This is a genomic window from Paeniglutamicibacter selenitireducens, assembly GCF_051550675.1.
In the GTDB taxonomy this organism is placed as follows: domain Bacteria; phylum Actinomycetota; class Actinomycetes; order Actinomycetales; family Micrococcaceae; genus Paeniglutamicibacter.
Genome location: NZ_JBPULF010000009.1, coordinates 150,092 through 164,503, shown reverse-complemented (window position 1 = coordinate 164,503; position 14,412 = coordinate 150,092). Strand labels below are relative to the sequence as shown.

Sequence of the window (14,412 nt, the reverse complement as noted above, 5' to 3'; positions counted from 1 at the left end):
AGAGCGGTGGATCCGCAGCGAATTACTTCTTTGCGGCTACGACTACCAGCGAGATGGTCGCGGACACATCGGTGTGCAGGCGCACGGTCGCCGAGTAGTTACCCGTCGACTTGATGTGGTCGTTGATCTCGATGTTGCGCTTGTCGATCGCGCCAACGCCGGCGGCTGCAACAGCCTTGGCGATGTCGTCGGTCTTGACGGTGCCGAAGAGGCGACCGGTAGCGCCAGCCTTGACGGACAGCTTGACCGGCTTGGCGGAGATAGCGGCGGCGAGAGCCTGTGCTTCTTCCAGGGACGCAACGGCGCGAGCGGCACGTGCAGCCTTGATCGACTCCACCTGCTTTTCACCGCCCGGGGTCCAGGTGATGGCGAACGAACGCGGGAGAAGGTAGTTACGTGCGTAACCGTTCTTCACCTCAACGATGTCGCCTGCGGCACCGAGGCCGGTAACTTCGTGGGTCAGAATGAGCTTTGCCATGTTTGTATACCTTCCTTAGCCGCGGCCAGCGCCGGAGTAAGGCAGCAAGGCTACTTCACGCGCGTTCTTGATGGCCTGTGCGATCTTGCGCTGTTCCTGAACGGAAACGCCGGTAACGCGACGGGCACGGATCTTTCCGCGATCCGAAATGAACTTGCGCAGCAATGCTACGTCCTTGTAGTCGATGACGGTGATGTCAGCGGCCTTCAAGGGGTTGGACTTTGGTTTGGGCTTACGGAGTTCAGCCTTAGCCATCGTGGAGCTCCTTTATCAGGTGGAGCCCGCAGAATTTTCTGCGGGATGGTGAATAAATTTGTTTAGAAAGGCGGTTCGTCAGAACCCGGGTTGCCCCATCCGCCGTTGTTTCCTCCGGCAGGAGCACCCCATGGATCGGCTGCCGGTGCATTCCAGCCGCCACCGTTGTTTCCGCCGGCGTTGCCGCCACCGAAACCACCCTGGCCGCCGGCGTTGCCGCCGCCGAATCCGCCGCCGTTGCCGCCGGCATTCTGACCGCCAAAGCCACCATTGCCACCATTGCCGGAGCGCTGGGTGCGGGTGACCTTTGCGGAAGCGTAACGCAGCGACGGGCCGATTTCATCGACCTCGAGCTCGGTGACGTTGCGCTTTTCGCCTTCCTTGGTTTCGTAAGAACGCGACTTGAGGCGGCCCTGAGCAATGACACGAGTGCCCTTGGTCAACGTCTCAGCGACGTTTTCGGCAGCCTCACGCCACACCGATGCGCGGAGGAACAGCGTGTCGCCGTCCTTCCACTCATTGGACTGGCGATCGAAGGTTCGCGGGGTCGAAGCAATCGTGAAGTTCGCGACTGCCGACCCTGACGGGGTGAAACGAAGTTCTGGGTCACCGGTCAAGTTGCCGATTACCGTAATGACGGTCTCGCCTGCCATTGGAACCTTCCTAAGGGTGTTGTTCTACGAGGATCGAAAAGCAGAATTACTCTGCGACGACCTTTGCCTCTTCCGGGCGGGTGATCTTGGTGCGCATGATGGTCTCATTGAGGCTCAGCTGGCGATCAAGTTCCGCGGAAGTAGCGGGGGTGGCGGTGAAGTTAACTACCGCGTAGATGGCTTCCGACTTCTTCTGGATGTCGTAGGCCAGGCGGCGACGGCCCCAGATGTCAACGTTCTCGATGGTTCCACCATCGTTACGTACAACGTCCAGGAACTTACCGAGGGTCGGTTCAACGGTTCGCTCGTCGACCTCGGGGTCGATCAGCACCATCAATTCATAAGCACGCATGTGAACCCACCTCCTTTGGGCTAAACGGTCACGGCATTTCCGCAACAGGAGGTTCTTTGCATTTGCTGTCGTCGCACCAGATTGCCAGGCACGACAGAAACAGCCTCATCCAGTCTAGCGGAAAATTGCCCTCCGCCCGGACGAACCTGCGTGCGGTGCGTCACGGGGATCGCCGCGGGCGCTCCCCGAGCCCGTCGGCGCGCAGTTTCTCCCCCAGCCGGGCGCCGAAGACCGGGGCAAGGGTGCGCATGTAGGTGTCGGACACGTGGTGCTTGTCGCGGTAGACCAGCACATTGCCGATCACGACCGGGCAGAACCCGTCGAGGCAGAACTGGTCCGAGAGGTCCAGCACACCGACCCGCGGTTCGAGGGCTGCCGCCTCGCGGGTGAAGTCGTCGGGCTCGAACGCGCCTGCCTCCGGGGTGCCGCAAACCTCAAGGTCCCTCGGATGCTGCACCACGCAATCGCGTGCCAGGAGCTTGGTCCCGGGACGCGGGGTGTCGATGATCGGGTAGACCTTGATCCCGGCGTCCTCCAACCGGCCCCAGTAGTCGGCGAAGCCCTGCGCCGCACCCCGCTCAAGGATGGCCCCGGCCCAGTGGCTTGTCACCACCGCGTCCACGTCGCCGCGGGAGATGATCCGGTCCAGGGTCTGCTCGTTGGCCCCGTGGCACGAGAGGCCGCCCCGGCGCTCCGCAACGCGCTCGGTGGCGGTGAAGGGGCACGAGTTCTTCAGGTAGGTCAGCAACGTCCACCCGCGCTCCCGCGCCGTGGCTTCCAGGGCCTTGAACCAGTGGGTCGCGTGGGAATCGCCCACCAGCGCAACCGTCAGGGTTCCATCCGGTGTGCCCATGGCGCATTCGCGGGTGACCGTCGAGTCGGGTTTCTGGACGCAGTCCCCCAGATGCGGCCTGTCGCGCTCCGCTTCCGCGGGGACCGGGACGATCTGTTGCCTGCCCGGCAGGTAGGGCGGTGCCCCCTCGGGGATCGAGGCGGCACCGAGCTCGGAGGGCGGTGCCGCCAGCAGGGTGGCTGCCGCTTCCTCCTTCTGCAGCGTCTCGCGCTGGGCCAGGGCCCCCGGGACGAACGAGAAGGAACCCGCCAGCACGACGACGGCTGCCCCGGCACCCAGGGTCCGCCACCGCGAGGAGGCAAGTGCGGGCAGCGAACGCAGCGGGGTTTCGACCCACCGGTGGCTGGCCGCGGCAAGCAGCAGGGAAAGCACCAGAAGCCCGGCACCCTGGAGCGGGTTCGGCTCGCCGCCGGCAAGGTTCACGAAGAAGATGAGTACCGGCCAGTGCCACAGGTACAGCGAATAGGACACGTCGCCCACCCACTGCACCGGGGGCAGCTCGAGGACCCGCCGCGGGGCCGCGGCACCACGGGTCTTGCCGGCCAGGATCACCGCGAGGGTGCCGGCCACCGGAAGCGCGGCGGACAGGCCGGGGAAGGGCGTGGAGGCTCCGTAACCCAGCGCAGCCACGCCGATGGCGGCGAGTCCGGCCCAGGCCAGCACGGTCCGGGCCGGCGTGTTTCGGTCGCCGACGGCCCGGAACCAACGGCCCTCAGGCTGCCCAGGCCCGGGCTCCCGCACTGGCCCGTGCATCAGCAGTGCCAGCAGTCCGCCGGCCGCAAGCTCCCAGACCCGGGCCGGGGTGACGAAGTAGGCGGCGGGGTTCCCGGATCCCACCAGCACCATCGCCTGGGACAGCGAGGCGGCAACGACGGCGCCGAAGACCAGCAGCAGCGCGGTGCGCGGGAACCCTGGGGCGGGAACCGCGCCGCCCCGAACCGCGGGACCTCTGCGCAACCCGCCCAGCCACACCGCCAGCAGCACCAGCAGCGGCCAGGCCAGGTAGAACTGTTCCTCCACCCCCAGGGACCAGAAGTGGTTCAGTGCCGTGGGCGCGGAATCCGCCGCGAGGTAGTCCACGGAGTCCGCGGCCAGCACCCAGTTCTCCACCGACAGGACCGAGGCCAGGGCCGCCACCCCCGTGGTTTTCCACTGGGTGGAGGGCAGGAAGGCCAGCGTGGCAGCCAGCACCGCGAGGACCACCACGATGGCCGCCGGAAGGATCCTGCGCATCCGCGCGGCCCAAAACCCCGGCAGGTCGATCCGGCCGGTCCGCCGCACCTCGCGCAGCAGGTGCCCGGTGATCAGGAACCCGGAGATCGCGAAAAACACGTCCACCCCGATGAACCCGCCGGGCACCGCATGCGGCGCCAGGTGGTAGGCCAGCACCAGCAGCACCGCCACGGCACGCAGGGCCTGGACTTCGGGCAGGATCCTGCGCTGCGGCTTGGGTTCGGCGCTCATACCGCGAGCAAAGCACGCCCCGGTGAACGCCGGGTTAAGCGGACGGGCCCGGCCCGGCCGCTCAGGCGGCGAAGAAGCCCTCGGCGACCTTGGCCAGGCGCCACGGGTCCTCCACGCCGCACAGCTCGCGGGCCGAGTGCATGGACAGCAGCGGGATTCCCACGTCGACGGTGCGGATGCCCAGGCGGGTGGCGGTGAGCGGGCCGATCGTTGAACCACACGGCATCTGGTTGTTGGAGACGAACTCCTGGTACGGGACTCCCGCGTCGTTGCACAGGGTAGCGAAGAGCGCGGCGCCCACGGCGTCGGTGGCGTAGCGCTGGTTCGCGTTGATCTTCAGCAGCGGGCCGGCACCCAGCAGCGGGCGGTTGGCCGGGTCGTGGCGGCCCGCGTAGTTGGGGTGCACCGAGTGCCCGGCGTCGGCCGACAGGCAGAAGGAGTCCGCGTACGCGCGGTTGCGGTCCTCGGTGGTGGCACCCAGCCCGTGGCCGATGCGCTCGAGCACGTCCTGCAGGAACGGGCCGCAGGCGCCCGACCGGGACTCGGATCCGATCTCCTCGTGGTCGAAGGCCGCCATGACCGCAATGTGCTCCCCGCCGCCGGTGGCCGCGTGCCCGATCAGTGCCGCCAGCGAGGCGTGCACGGAGGACAGGTTGTCCAACCGGCCGCTGGCGAAGAACTCGTTGTCGCCGCCGAAGACCTCGCCGCGCTGCGCGTCGGCAATGACCACGTCGTAGCCGCCGACCTGCGCCGGGTCGACGCCCGCGGATGCGGCAAGCACCGCGAGCACGTCGGCCTCCTCCGGGGTGCCGATGCCCCAGACCGGGTTCATGTGCACCTGCTTGTCCAGCGTCAGCCCGTCGTTGACGCCGCGGTCCAGGTGGATGGCCAGCTGCGGGAAGCGCAGCATCGGGGCGGTGCGGGCCAGCACCGTGCTCCCGTCGAGCATCGCCAGGCGACCGGCGAGCAGCAGTTCGCGGTCCAGCCAGGAGTTCAGCAGCGGGCCGCCGTAGACCTCCACGCCGGCCTGCAGCCAGCCGTGCGCGCCGGTGGTCGGCTTGGGCTTGAGCTTGAAGGAGGGCGAGTCGGTGTGGGACCCGAGGATGTGGAAACCGGTCGTCGCTGTCGCGAATTCCGGCTGCACCCAGGCGATGATTGCGCCGTCGCGGAGAACGAAGTACTTCCCGGCGCCCGGCTCCCAGGCGGCGCGTTCGTCGAGCCCGGTGAAGCCCGCTTCCTCCAGGCGGCGGGCCGTCTCGGCCGCCGCGTGGAAGCTGGAGGGCGAGGCCGCCACGAAGGAGGCGAGGTCTTTGACGTTCTCGAGTGCTGCTGCGCTGGGCATGGGGGTGCGTTCCCTTGTGTCACGGGGCCCTGTAGGGCCGCCTGCTTGAGGTTTCACGGAGCCGCCGGGAACAGTGGCCTGCCGCTAGAAGCGGGTGCGGAGAACCGCTGTCACCAGTGAAAACACTCCAATGACGATGCTAGCCCACCCGGCGACCGGCCAGCCGAACACCGAGAGCAGGAAGGTGCCGGCCACCAGCAGGACCACGGAGAGCAGCAGCCACGGGCTGCGCAGGAATTCGCTGTTCATTCCCGCCCCTAGTAGTCCAGTCCCTGGCTGGGGATGACAAGGCCCGTCTCGTAGGCGTAGACGACGGCCTGGACCCTGTCGCGCAGGTGCAGCTTGGTGAGGATCCGCCGCACGTGCGTCTTGACGGTGGCCTCCGAGAGGAAGAAGCGGTGGGCGATCTCCGCGTTGGAGAGCCCTTCCGACATGGCCCCGAGGACCTCCAGCTCGCGCGGGGTCAGGTCCTCGAGCAGCGGGTCGCGTTCGGGCGCGGCGGCCGCCCCGCGGGCCGGGGCTGCAGTGCGCACGTAGGTTTCCAGCAGCCGGGCCGTCACCCGGGGCGCCACCACGGCGTCCCCGCTGGCCACCAGGCGCACGGCGTTGACGAGTTCCTCCGGGGCGACGTCCTTGAGCAGGAACGCGGAGGCACCGGCCTGCAGCCCGGAGAACGCGTATTCGTCGAGGTCGAACGTGGTCAGGATGATGACCTTGGTGCCCGGCAGCGCTTCGGCGATGCGCTTCGTCGCCTCGATCCCGTCCATGGTGGGCATGCGCACGTCCATGAGCACCACGTCGGGCTGCAGCGTTGTGGCAAGCCGCACGCCCTCGGCCCCGTCGGAGGCCTCGCCGAGGACCTCAAGGTCTGCCTCGCCCTCGAGGATGAGCCGGAACCCCATGCGCAGCAGCGGCTGGTCGTCGACCAGCAGCACGCCGATCCGGGGGCTGGGTCCTGTGTCTTCGGGGTTCATGGTTCGATCCTGGTCTGGGTTCGCGGGTGGGTCTGGGTGGTCCGGGGCCCCGTGGCGTCCGGGGTGGTTGCGGCGGCGGGCTTGGCGCCGCCGGCCGGTTGCGGGACCCTCAGCGTGGCGACGACGTTCCAGCCACCACCCGGGGCGGGGCCGGCGCTCAGCGTGCCGTCGAACAGGGCCGCGCGCTCGCCCATGCCGCGGATGCCCTGGGCCGAGCCAACGCCCTCGCGCCGCCCGCCCTGCTGGGTCCCGTCGTCGCTGACCCGGATGACGACCTCGTCGCCCGAGCGTTCCACCAGCACGGCGACGCGGGTGACGTTGCGGCCGTAGCGCAGCACGTTGGTGAGCGACTCCTGGATGATCCGGTAGACGGTCAGCTGGAAGGTCGCGTCCTTGGGCAGCGGCGGGCCGGACTGGGTGAAGCGCAGCGGCAGGCCGGCCACGGTGAAGCCCTCGAGCATCTTTTCCATGGAGTCCCCGGCGGGCTGGGGTTCCAGCGGGGCGCCGTCCCCGGTGCGCAGCACCCCGATGACCCGGCGCATGTCGGCGAGCGCGTGCCGGCCCGTCGCGGAGAGCTCGGAGAGCACCTCGCCGGCGCGCTGCGGGTCGCGCTTGAGCACCACGGAGGCGCCGTCGGACAGGGCGATCATCACGGAGAGCGAGTGGGCGACGACGTCGTGCATCTCGCGGGCGATCCTGTTGCGTTCGCGCACCTGGGCGAGCGTCTGAACGCGGGCCGCCCAGTTGGCCAGCTCGGCCTCGTGCAGGCGGTGGTTGCGCACGGCCGAGCCGGCCGCGGCGAAGAAGATGTTGGAGCCGGCCAGGAACACGATGCCGATGAGCGTCAGCACGGTCCGCCCGCCGAAGTCGGCTAGCACCTGCTGGTCCTCGGGGGAATCGGTGAACATGCCCGGGACGCCAACCACCACGAAGATCAGCCCCTGCAGGGCGCTCATCAGGATCGTGAGGAGGAACATGCGGCGGGCCGCATACTGCGTGGCGGCAGTGAAGAGGGCGATCCACAGCCCGGTGCTGCTGCCGAAGTAGGAGGAATCGAAAAGCGTCGCGGCGCTGTCGGTGGCGGAGACGAGGATCAGGATGGCCATGGGCCAGCGGCGCCTGAAGTACAGGACGAACCCCGTCGCCACCAGCAGCGCCACGGTCGGCCACCGCCCGGCGACGGCCGCCTCGATGATGCTCGGCAGGGACAGCAGGAAGTACAGGAGCACCACCACCGCGTCCACGCAGCGCGGGCGCCGGCGCATCAGGGAACGCACGCGCCCCACGCGCTGGGCCGAGAGCTCGTCGAAGGAGACCTCCGGGGTTCCGGCGGCCTCCTTCGACGGGTATTCGCTCATGCCTCGAGCCTATCCAGTGCTTGCCCCGAAACTAGATATCCCGGCGCTGAAGCACCAGCGCGGCGGCGGCCAACGGGATGGCGATCCAGGCGGCGACCACCAGGCCGGACTGCCAGGTTTCCAGCGCGCCCTCGCCGCCCGGGGCCTGCATGAGAGCACCCGCAGCGTGGTCGGGCAGGAAGCGCATGGCGTCGCCCAGCCACTCGACCATCATGCTGAACCCTGAGACAACGCCCGAGAGGACGAAGAAGATGGCGGCAAGCACCACGATCGCACCCGCCGAGTTGCGCAGCAGGCTGCCCAGCGCGAGGCCGATCAGGGACACCATGATGACGTAAAGCATCCCGAACCACAGGTTGCGCTGGAATGCGGCGGAGGCGAATTCCAGCGGCATGTTGTAGTGCGCGGCGATGGGCTTGGCCACGGCGTAGCCCAGGAGGATCGAGGCCAGCGCCACGAGCCCGGAGACGATGGTGACCATCAGGACCTTGGCCCAGAACACTGCCTGGCGCTTGGGAACCGCGACGAAGGTCGAGCGGGCGGAGCCCGTGGCGAACTCGGAGCTCATCACCATGACGGCCAACGACCCGATGATCAGCTGCGCGAAGGAGATGCCACTGGCGGGCAGCCCCGCGGTCACGTCGTTGGGGGTGCCGACCTGGCCGGCCATCTCGGGAGAGTCCAGCAAGCCGGCGGCCTGCCCGAACAACCAGGTGCTCAGGGCGGCGAACCCCACCATGACGGCGAGGGTGCACAGGACCAGCACCAGGGTGGAGGGCAGGGAAATGAACTTGATGAACTCGCCGCGCAGCACGCCGGCGAAGGTCAACTTTCCGTTTCCGGCGGCGCCGGGGGCGGCGGCGCGGGGTCGGGTCATGGCTTCGGCGCTCATCGGGGGCCCTGCTTTCCGTTGGAGCTTGCAGCAAGCTCGGTTCCCAGGTGGGAGTGGTATTCGACATCGTCCTGGGTCAGTGACATGTAGGCGTCCTCCAGCGACTGCTGGACCGGGGTCAATTCGTGGAGCAAGATCTGGTGGTCCAGCGCCCGGCGGGCGATCACCCGGGATTCGAGCCCCACGACCTGCACGGTCTCGGCGTCGACGCGGGTCAGCTGCACGTGCTCGGCGGCCAGTGCGTTCATGAGGGATTCGACGTGGTCTGTCTTGACCCTGCTGGTGGGCAGCCCGCGGCCCTCGATGATCTGTTCGATCGGGGCGTCGGCGATGATGCGGCCGCGGCCGATCACTATCAGGTGGTCGGCGGTCAGCGCCATTTCGCTCATCAGGTGGGACGAGATGAAGACGGTCTTGCCCTGCGAGGCGAGGTGCCGGGCCAGGTTGCGCACCCACAGCACGCCCTCCGGGTCCAGGCCGTTGACGGGTTCGTCGAGGATCAGCGTCTGCGGGTCGCCCAGCAGCGCGACGGCGATGCCCAGGCGTTGCCCCATGCCCAGCGAGAAACCGCCGACCTTCTTCTTGGCGACGGCGCCCAGGCCGGTGAGTTCGATGACCTCGTCGACGCGGCGGTTGGGGATCGAGTGCGTTGCGGCCAGGGCACGCAGGTGGGTGCGGGCGCTGCGGGACTTGTGCACGGACTTGGCCTCGAGGAGGGCCCCGACCTCGCGCAGCGGTGCCGCATGCTCCGCGTACTTGCGCCCGTTGACCGTGACGGTCCCGGACGTCGGCCGGTCAAGGCCGACGATCATGCGCATCGTGGTGGATTTTCCGGCGCCGTTCGGGCCCAGGAAGCCCGTGACCTTGCCGGGCTGGACGGTGAAGGAAACGCCGCCGACCGCTTGTTTGGTGCCGTAGGCTTTCGCCAATGCTTCAGCTCTGATCATGGCTTCAACGCTACGGACAATCCGGTGCCCGGTCACCGCCCCAGCGGATGATCTTGGGCGCGGCGCCCATCAGTCTTTCGGCGTACGGGTGAACCCCGAGTCGTCCCCGGGGTCCGGCTACGGGGTCTCCGACTCGTAGATGCAGATCGCCACCTGAACCCGGTTCTCCGCCCCCAGCTTCTCCAGGACCCGGCCGATGTGGGTCTTGACGGTGGAGAGGCTGATGAAGAGCTGCTCGGCAATCTCCGGGTTCGACAGGCCGCGGGCCATCGCGGTGGCGATCTCGCGTTCGCGCTCGGTGAGCTGCCCCAGTTTTTCCAGCGCTCCCAGGCGCCTGGCGTTCGGCGTAGTCGTGCCTGCGGCTTCGATCAGCGTGCGGGTCACGGACTCGGAAAGCATGGTCCGCCCGCCGGCCACGGCATGGATCGCACTGACGAGTTCGGCGGGAACCGTGTCCTTGAGCAGGAACCCGCTGACCCCCATCTTGAGCGCGGTGAACACCATTTCATCGACGTCGAAGGTGGTGAGCACCAGGATCTTCCGCTCCGGCCGCTCCTCCAGCAGCCGGCGGCTGGCGGTGATCCCGTCCATCTTCGGCATGCGGATGTCCATGAGCACCAGGTCCGGGTCCAGCCGGGCGACGGCTGCCAGGGATTCGAACCCGTCGGAGCACTCCCCCACGATCTCGATCCCGGGGTCGCCCTCCAGGATCATGCGCAGGCCCGCCCTCACGAGGTTCTCGTCGTCGACGAGCAGGACCCTGATGCGCTGCTTCACTTCTGCCATGGCAACCATGCTTTCAGGATAAATGTTCCGTCCTCGCGGGCCGTAGCGACCATGTCGCCCCCGGCCAGGTGCACCCGTTCGCGCAGCCCGTTCAGCCCGAGGCCCGAATGCGGCAGGCCGCCGGCGGGGCTCCCCGTCGCGGATCCGCCCTCGGGGAGCAGGGGGTTGCTGAGCTGGACCTGGATCCGTTTCCCGGGGCGCCCCTCCAGGCACAGCTCCACACGTGTCCCCGGGGCGTGCCGCCGCGCGTTCGTGAGGCCCTCCTGGATCACCCGGTACAGGTGCCGCCCCGTGGATTCCGGCAAGCCGTCCAGGCGCTCCCCGAGGCCGGGGGCCACCACCAGGTCGACCTCGGTGCCCACCTCGCGGCTCTGTTCCAGCAGCTCCTCGAGCTGCCCCAGCGTCGGCTGCGGCCTGGCGTCCTCGTTGGCGAAAAGCGTGTTGGGGTCGCGCAGCATGCCCAGGACCTCGCGCAGCTCGCTCAGGGCCTTGTGCGCGTTGTCCCTGATCACCGTCGCCGTTTCCCGGGTGGTCTCGGCCGAGAGGTCGGTCCGGTACTCCAGGGCCCCGGCGTGCAGGGCCACCAGCGAGAGCCTGTGCGCCAGGACGTCGTGCATTTCCCGGGCGATCCGGGTCCGCTCACTGGAGCGGGCCGACTGGATGTTCGCGTGCTTTTCCCGTTCCACGCTGCTCGCCTGTTCGCGCAGGCTGTCGACGAGCTGGCGGCGGCCGCCGATGTTGATGCCGGTCAGCATCAGGATGCCGACGAAAAGCGTCGAGAAGATCGCCATTTCCCACCAGGGGCCGGGGCCGGCATCGGGAAGGGCCCCCTCGATGACCACCGAGGAGACAATGAAGAGCAGGGCGACCCCGATGATCTCCAGCGGCTTGCGCCGCGTGGCCAGCGACACCACTGCCATGGAGCTGACGCCCACGGACAGGACGGAGAACGAGGTCAGGATCACGATGGCGACGACGACCGGCACGGGGAAACGGCGTCGCAGCGGATAGAGGATGAACGTCGCCACGGCGCAAAGGATGTCCAGGACGAGCATCGAGTCGTCGATGTCCGCCGCCGGCGCCTCGGGCACGTCGAAGCCGTAGATGAAGGCGAAGGCCCCGATGCCGATGGCGATGCCGAGCAGCAGTCGCCACGAATGCCCCCAGATGGCGTGAAGCCTCGAGGCTCGTGGTTCGGCGGCGGGGTCGTGTGTCATTTGTTTAATGCTACAGATGGCACGCTGCCGGCGGCATCGGCCGGAAGGACCACACCGTGCCCGTGCCGGGCGGGAGGCAAGATCGTCCTTTGGGTCCACGGATATCCCTGGCAGCTGGTAAAGAATGGTTCCATGAGCAGCTACCCACAATTCCCGGTTCCTCCCGGCGGAGTGCCGCACCCCGGCAACATGCAGCCCGTGTACGCGCCGGTCGAACCGCCTCCGGCCGCACCGCTGCCCTACCACCGCCTGGCCCGGACCTACCCGGTCTACCGCTGGTGGAAGCCGGTCATGGTCGGCCTGATCGCGTTGGGCCTGTACCTCGGCATGATGTTCATGGCCATGCTGGTCTTCGTCTTCACCACCATGGCGGACCCCGGGATGGGTGGCACCTTGGACGAGTCCATGGTGTCGATGGAAACCATCGAGATCGACATGCGCGATCCGATGACCTTCGCGTTCACCATGGTCTCGCTCATCCTCATGATTCCCGCGCTCCTTCTGGCCACCCGCATGATGAACTTCCAGAAGGTCGGGATGCTGACCTCCGTGCGCGGCACCATGCGCTGGGGATGGCTCGGAACCTGCATGGCCGTCGCCGCCGGGCTGCTGCTGCTGAGCTTCGGCATTTCCACCGTGCTGGACCTGGTGCTGGGAGTACCGTTCGAGGCCGGCCTTGCTCCGGGCCCCGTCGGGCCGGACACGTGGACGCTCCTGCTGCTCACCGTCCTGTTGGTGCCGTTCCAGGCAACGGCCGAGGAGTATGTCTTCCGCGGCTACCTGATGCAGCTCATCGGCGGATGGCTCAAGCATCCCGCCTTCGCGATCCTGCTGCCCATCCCGCTCTTCGTCGTGGGGCACGAATACGACATCTACGGGCAGCTCGACGTGGCCCTGTTTGCTCTCGCTGCCGGTTGGCTGGCGTGGCGGACCGGAGGCCTCGAGGCCTCCATCGCCTTGCACGTCATCAACAATTCGGTCATCTTCGCCCTGGGCGCCTTCGGCCTGGTCGACGTGAATGCCACCGAGGGAAACCTGGCCAGCCTGCTGTTCTCGGCAGCCACCATGGGCCTGTTCGTGTTCGTGGTCGTGAAGCTCGCCGACAGGCGGAAGATCGACAGGTTGAGCACGGGCATCCTGCCGGCGCCGCAGGCACGATGAATACGGGCCGGTCAGTTCCCGTGTCATTCGGGGAGGTTGCCGCGTGAAGTTCCAGCACCGACGGCCACCGGGAAGGGCCGTCCTCGCGCTGCCCGCCGCGGCCGCCGCACTCCTGCTGGGCGCCTGCGTTCCCCTGGATGCTCCCCTCCCAACCCCCGCGACCTCCGCGCCGACCCATGCCACGACGGAACCCGCGCAGGAACCCACTTGGGAGAACTGCCCGAACCCCACCGTCAGCGCGGGGGATCCCCGGGACGCGGGAACACACTTCGTTGCGGTGAGGCAGGAAAGGCGAAGCCCTGGCATGGCGGAAACCCGCGACTTTGTCGATGACCCGTTCACGGCGTCCATCCACTGGGATCCCACGGATCCAGGTTCCGCAAGGGTCAACGACTTGGTCGCCGAAACAACGGGACTGCCTGTCTCCGGGACCGTAGGAGACTTTGCCAACGTCGGGGTCGCCCTGTCGGCCAACACCGGGAACGGGACATTCGTCGGCTACGAGGCCGTCATCTTGCAGTCCGTGTCCTTTTCCGCGGCATGCGGCGAAACACTCAGCGCAGCGGGAACCGTCAATACCTGGACGGTGAACGAGACCGGGATCCTGGACTGCGACTTGGTGCACAAGCCGGACGAGCTGGGACCCCTGGCTTCCGAAGCCAGGAAGCTCTACTGCGCAGACTAGTCAGGCTGGCCATTCCCCTGCCGCGAGGCCCGCAACCGGCGATCGCGCTGGGTGGCGATTGGACTCCCTGCCGGTGCAGGCGGCTTCTCCCGCCAAGCAAACGCCAAGGTGGCAACCCTACGCTGGTTGATGCTTTCCGGTTCGGGCGCCTCCTGCCCCCGCGCCGCAAACCGGCCCGCTAGATAGGTGAAATGCGTGACCCCAGCTGAACCACTGCCCGGTCCATGGCAAAGTCGACATACCCGCAAGCCGGGCCAGTCCCGCCGGCGGGATCCCCGCCCCTTGGTCCTCGGCTTCGTGGCGACGGCGGCCTCGGTGGCGCTGGCCGGCTGCCAGGCAGCACCCGTTCCCACGGCCGGGGCGATGCAACCTTCCCCGCACCGTGTCGTCGTCATCGGCGATTCCCTGAGCACCGGCTTTGGCACGACGGCCCGGGACGCCTGGCCGAACCTCATCGACACCGATCCGGCGGCAGGCGAGGGCTCCCTGGACGTCGTCAACGTCGCGCAAAACGGCAGCGGCTACCTGCGCGTGGGCTGGAACGATTCGACGTTTGGGTCGCAGGTGCAGCAGGCCGTCACCGCGGACACCGACCTGGTGGTGTTCTTCGGCTCGGAAAACGACAGGGGCTTCGATCCCCCGCGGCTTTCCTCCGCCATGGCCGAAACCTACGCCGCGGCCAGGGAAAAATCACCGCATGCGGCGGTGCTGGTGGTCGGGCCTCCCGCGTACTCGGACAAGCCGGAGGCCAACCGGCTGGCCGTCCGTGACGCCGTGCGGGATGCCGCAGGGGCCTCCGGGGCAACGTTCGTCGACCCCATTGCCCTGGGCTGGATCGTGAACGACCTTGACGGCCTGGTGGGACCCGACGGGGTGCATCCCTCCGTGGCCGGGCAGCAGGACCTGAGGGACAAGATGGAACCGCTCATCAACGAGGCACTGCCGCGGGACCCAGCCATAGCGACCGGGTAGCCGGGGGCTCGGGAAGGACCCGG

At 68.0% G+C, this 14,412-nt stretch carries 16 protein-coding genes; 3 read left to right on the top strand and 13 right to left on the bottom strand.

What is annotated here, in order from left to right; genetic code table 11:
- Positions 1 to 22: 22 nt before the first annotated feature.
- The 13 genes from rplI to ACSYDW_RS15410 all read right to left on the bottom strand — a co-directional run bounded on the left by rplI (position 23) and on the right by ACSYDW_RS15410 (position 11,571).
- Positions 23 to 478, bottom strand: coding sequence for a 50S ribosomal protein L9 (rplI, locus tag ACSYDW_RS15470; protein ID WP_438339626.1), 456 nt, complete (start codon positions 476 to 478; stop codon positions 23 to 25).
- Between the two features lie 15 nt (positions 479 to 493).
- On the bottom strand, positions 494 to 733 hold the full coding sequence (rpsR, locus tag ACSYDW_RS15465) for a 30S ribosomal protein S18 (protein WP_007269381.1): 240 nt from the start codon (positions 731 to 733) through the stop codon (positions 494 to 496).
- A gap of 62 nt (positions 734 to 795) precedes the next feature.
- A complete protein-coding gene (locus ACSYDW_RS15460) occupies positions 796 to 1,386 on the bottom strand; it encodes a single-stranded DNA-binding protein (protein ID WP_438339625.1) in 591 nt (196 codons plus the stop codon).
- 46 nt (positions 1,387 to 1,432) lie between these two features.
- Positions 1,433 to 1,738: a 30S ribosomal protein S6 gene (gene rpsF / locus ACSYDW_RS15455; protein ID WP_210001023.1), complete on the bottom strand. Its 306-nt coding sequence runs from the start codon at positions 1,736 to 1,738 to the stop codon at positions 1,433 to 1,435.
- Positions 1,739 to 1,898: 160 nt separating this feature from the next.
- On the bottom strand, positions 1,899 to 4,055 hold the full coding sequence (locus ACSYDW_RS15450; RefSeq protein ID WP_438339624.1) for an acyltransferase family protein: 2,157 nt from the start codon (positions 4,053 to 4,055) through the stop codon (positions 1,899 to 1,901).
- A 61-nt stretch (positions 4,056 to 4,116) separates the two neighbouring features.
- Positions 4,117 to 5,397: a M18 family aminopeptidase gene (locus ACSYDW_RS15445; RefSeq protein ID WP_438339623.1), complete on the bottom strand. Its 1,281-nt coding sequence runs from the start codon at positions 5,395 to 5,397 to the stop codon at positions 4,117 to 4,119.
- Between the two features lie 84 nt (positions 5,398 to 5,481).
- On the bottom strand, positions 5,482 to 5,646 hold the full coding sequence (locus ACSYDW_RS15440; protein WP_438339622.1) for a hypothetical protein: 165 nt from the start codon (positions 5,644 to 5,646) through the stop codon (positions 5,482 to 5,484).
- 8 nt (positions 5,647 to 5,654) lie between these two features.
- Positions 5,655 to 6,371, bottom strand: coding sequence for a response regulator (locus ACSYDW_RS15435; RefSeq protein WP_438339621.1), 717 nt, complete (start codon positions 6,369 to 6,371; stop codon positions 5,655 to 5,657).
- Entirely contained in the window at positions 6,368 to 7,729 is a 1,362-nt protein-coding gene (locus ACSYDW_RS15430; protein ID WP_438339620.1) for a sensor histidine kinase, read from the bottom strand. Before ACSYDW_RS15430 ends, ACSYDW_RS15435 begins: the two co-directional genes overlap by 4 nt.
- 31 nt (positions 7,730 to 7,760) lie before the next feature.
- On the bottom strand, positions 7,761 to 8,621 hold the full coding sequence (locus tag ACSYDW_RS15425; protein ID WP_438339619.1) for an ABC transporter permease: 861 nt from the start codon (positions 8,619 to 8,621) through the stop codon (positions 7,761 to 7,763).
- The gene (locus ACSYDW_RS15420; RefSeq protein WP_438339618.1) at positions 8,618 to 9,568 is read right to left on the bottom strand and encodes an ABC transporter ATP-binding protein; all 951 of its coding nucleotides are present in this window, start codon (positions 9,566 to 9,568) and stop codon (positions 8,618 to 8,620) included. The genes ACSYDW_RS15425 and ACSYDW_RS15420 overlap by 4 nt, the downstream gene beginning before the upstream one ends.
- A gap of 117 nt (positions 9,569 to 9,685) precedes the next feature.
- Positions 9,686 to 10,354, bottom strand: coding sequence for a response regulator (locus ACSYDW_RS15415; RefSeq protein WP_438339617.1), 669 nt, complete (start codon positions 10,352 to 10,354; stop codon positions 9,686 to 9,688).
- Positions 10,342 to 11,571 carry a sensor histidine kinase gene (locus tag ACSYDW_RS15410; RefSeq protein WP_438339616.1) on the bottom strand — a complete coding sequence of 410 codons (1,230 nt, stop codon included), beginning with the start codon at positions 11,569 to 11,571 and terminating at the stop codon, positions 10,342 to 10,344. Before ACSYDW_RS15410 ends, ACSYDW_RS15415 begins: the two co-directional genes overlap by 13 nt.
- Before the next feature lie 132 nt (positions 11,572 to 11,703).
- Here ACSYDW_RS15410 and ACSYDW_RS15405 point away from each other — a divergent pair, with 132 nt between their 5' ends.
- The 3 genes from ACSYDW_RS15405 (at position 11,704) to ACSYDW_RS15395 (ending at position 14,389) form a co-directional block, all read left to right on the top strand.
- Entirely contained in the window at positions 11,704 to 12,732 is a 1,029-nt protein-coding gene (locus ACSYDW_RS15405; protein ID WP_438339615.1) for a CPBP family intramembrane glutamic endopeptidase, read from the top strand.
- A gap of 304 nt (positions 12,733 to 13,036) precedes the next feature.
- A complete protein-coding gene (locus ACSYDW_RS15400; RefSeq protein ID WP_438339614.1) occupies positions 13,037 to 13,417 on the top strand; it encodes a hypothetical protein in 381 nt (126 codons plus the stop codon).
- Positions 13,418 to 13,699: 282 nt separating this feature from the next.
- Positions 13,700 to 14,389, top strand: a complete 690-nt coding sequence (locus ACSYDW_RS15395) for an SGNH/GDSL hydrolase family protein (RefSeq protein ID WP_438339613.1) — start codon at positions 13,700 to 13,702, stop codon at positions 14,387 to 14,389.
- Positions 14,390 to 14,412 lie beyond the last annotated feature (23 nt).

Excerpts from the sequence above, each read along its gene's own strand:
- ACSYDW_RS15430 (WP_438339620.1), bottom strand. The coding sequence starts at position 7,729 with ATGAGCGAATACCCGTCGAAGGAGGCCGCCGGAACCCCGGAGGTCTCC.
- rpsF (WP_210001023.1), bottom strand. The coding sequence starts at position 1,738 with ATGCGTGCTTATGAATTGATGGTGCTGATCGACCCCGAGGTCGACGAG.
- rplI (WP_438339626.1), bottom strand. The coding sequence starts at position 478 with ATGGCAAAGCTCATTCTGACCCACGAAGTTACCGGCCTCGGTGCCGCA.
- ACSYDW_RS15440 (WP_438339622.1), bottom strand. The coding sequence starts at position 5,646 with ATGAACAGCGAATTCCTGCGCAGCCCGTGGCTGCTGCTCTCCGTGGTC.
- ACSYDW_RS15445 (WP_438339623.1), bottom strand. The coding sequence starts at position 5,397 with ATGCCCAGCGCAGCAGCACTCGAGAACGTCAAAGACCTCGCCTCCTTC.
- ACSYDW_RS15460 (WP_438339625.1), bottom strand. The coding sequence starts at position 1,386 with ATGGCAGGCGAGACCGTCATTACGGTAATCGGCAACTTGACCGGTGAC.
- ACSYDW_RS15400 (WP_438339614.1), top strand. The coding sequence starts at position 13,037 with ATGGCGGAAACCCGCGACTTTGTCGATGACCCGTTCACGGCGTCCATC.
- ACSYDW_RS15410 (WP_438339616.1), bottom strand. The coding sequence starts at position 11,571 with ATGACACACGACCCCGCCGCCGAACCACGAGCCTCGAGGCTTCACGCC.
- ACSYDW_RS15435 (WP_438339621.1), bottom strand. The coding sequence starts at position 6,371 with ATGAACCCCGAAGACACAGGACCCAGCCCCCGGATCGGCGTGCTGCTG.
- ACSYDW_RS15425 (WP_438339619.1), bottom strand. The coding sequence starts at position 8,621 with ATGAGCGCCGAAGCCATGACCCGACCCCGCGCCGCCGCCCCCGGCGCC.
- ACSYDW_RS15415 (WP_438339617.1), bottom strand. The coding sequence starts at position 10,354 with ATGGCAGAAGTGAAGCAGCGCATCAGGGTCCTGCTCGTCGACGACGAG.
- rpsR (WP_007269381.1), bottom strand. The coding sequence starts at position 733 with ATGGCTAAGGCTGAACTCCGTAAGCCCAAACCAAAGTCCAACCCCTTG.
- ACSYDW_RS15420 (WP_438339618.1), bottom strand. The coding sequence starts at position 9,568 with ATGATCAGAGCTGAAGCATTGGCGAAAGCCTACGGCACCAAACAAGCG.
- ACSYDW_RS15405 (WP_438339615.1), top strand. The coding sequence starts at position 11,704 with ATGAGCAGCTACCCACAATTCCCGGTTCCTCCCGGCGGAGTGCCGCAC.
- ACSYDW_RS15450 (WP_438339624.1), bottom strand. The coding sequence starts at position 4,055 with ATGAGCGCCGAACCCAAGCCGCAGCGCAGGATCCTGCCCGAAGTCCAG.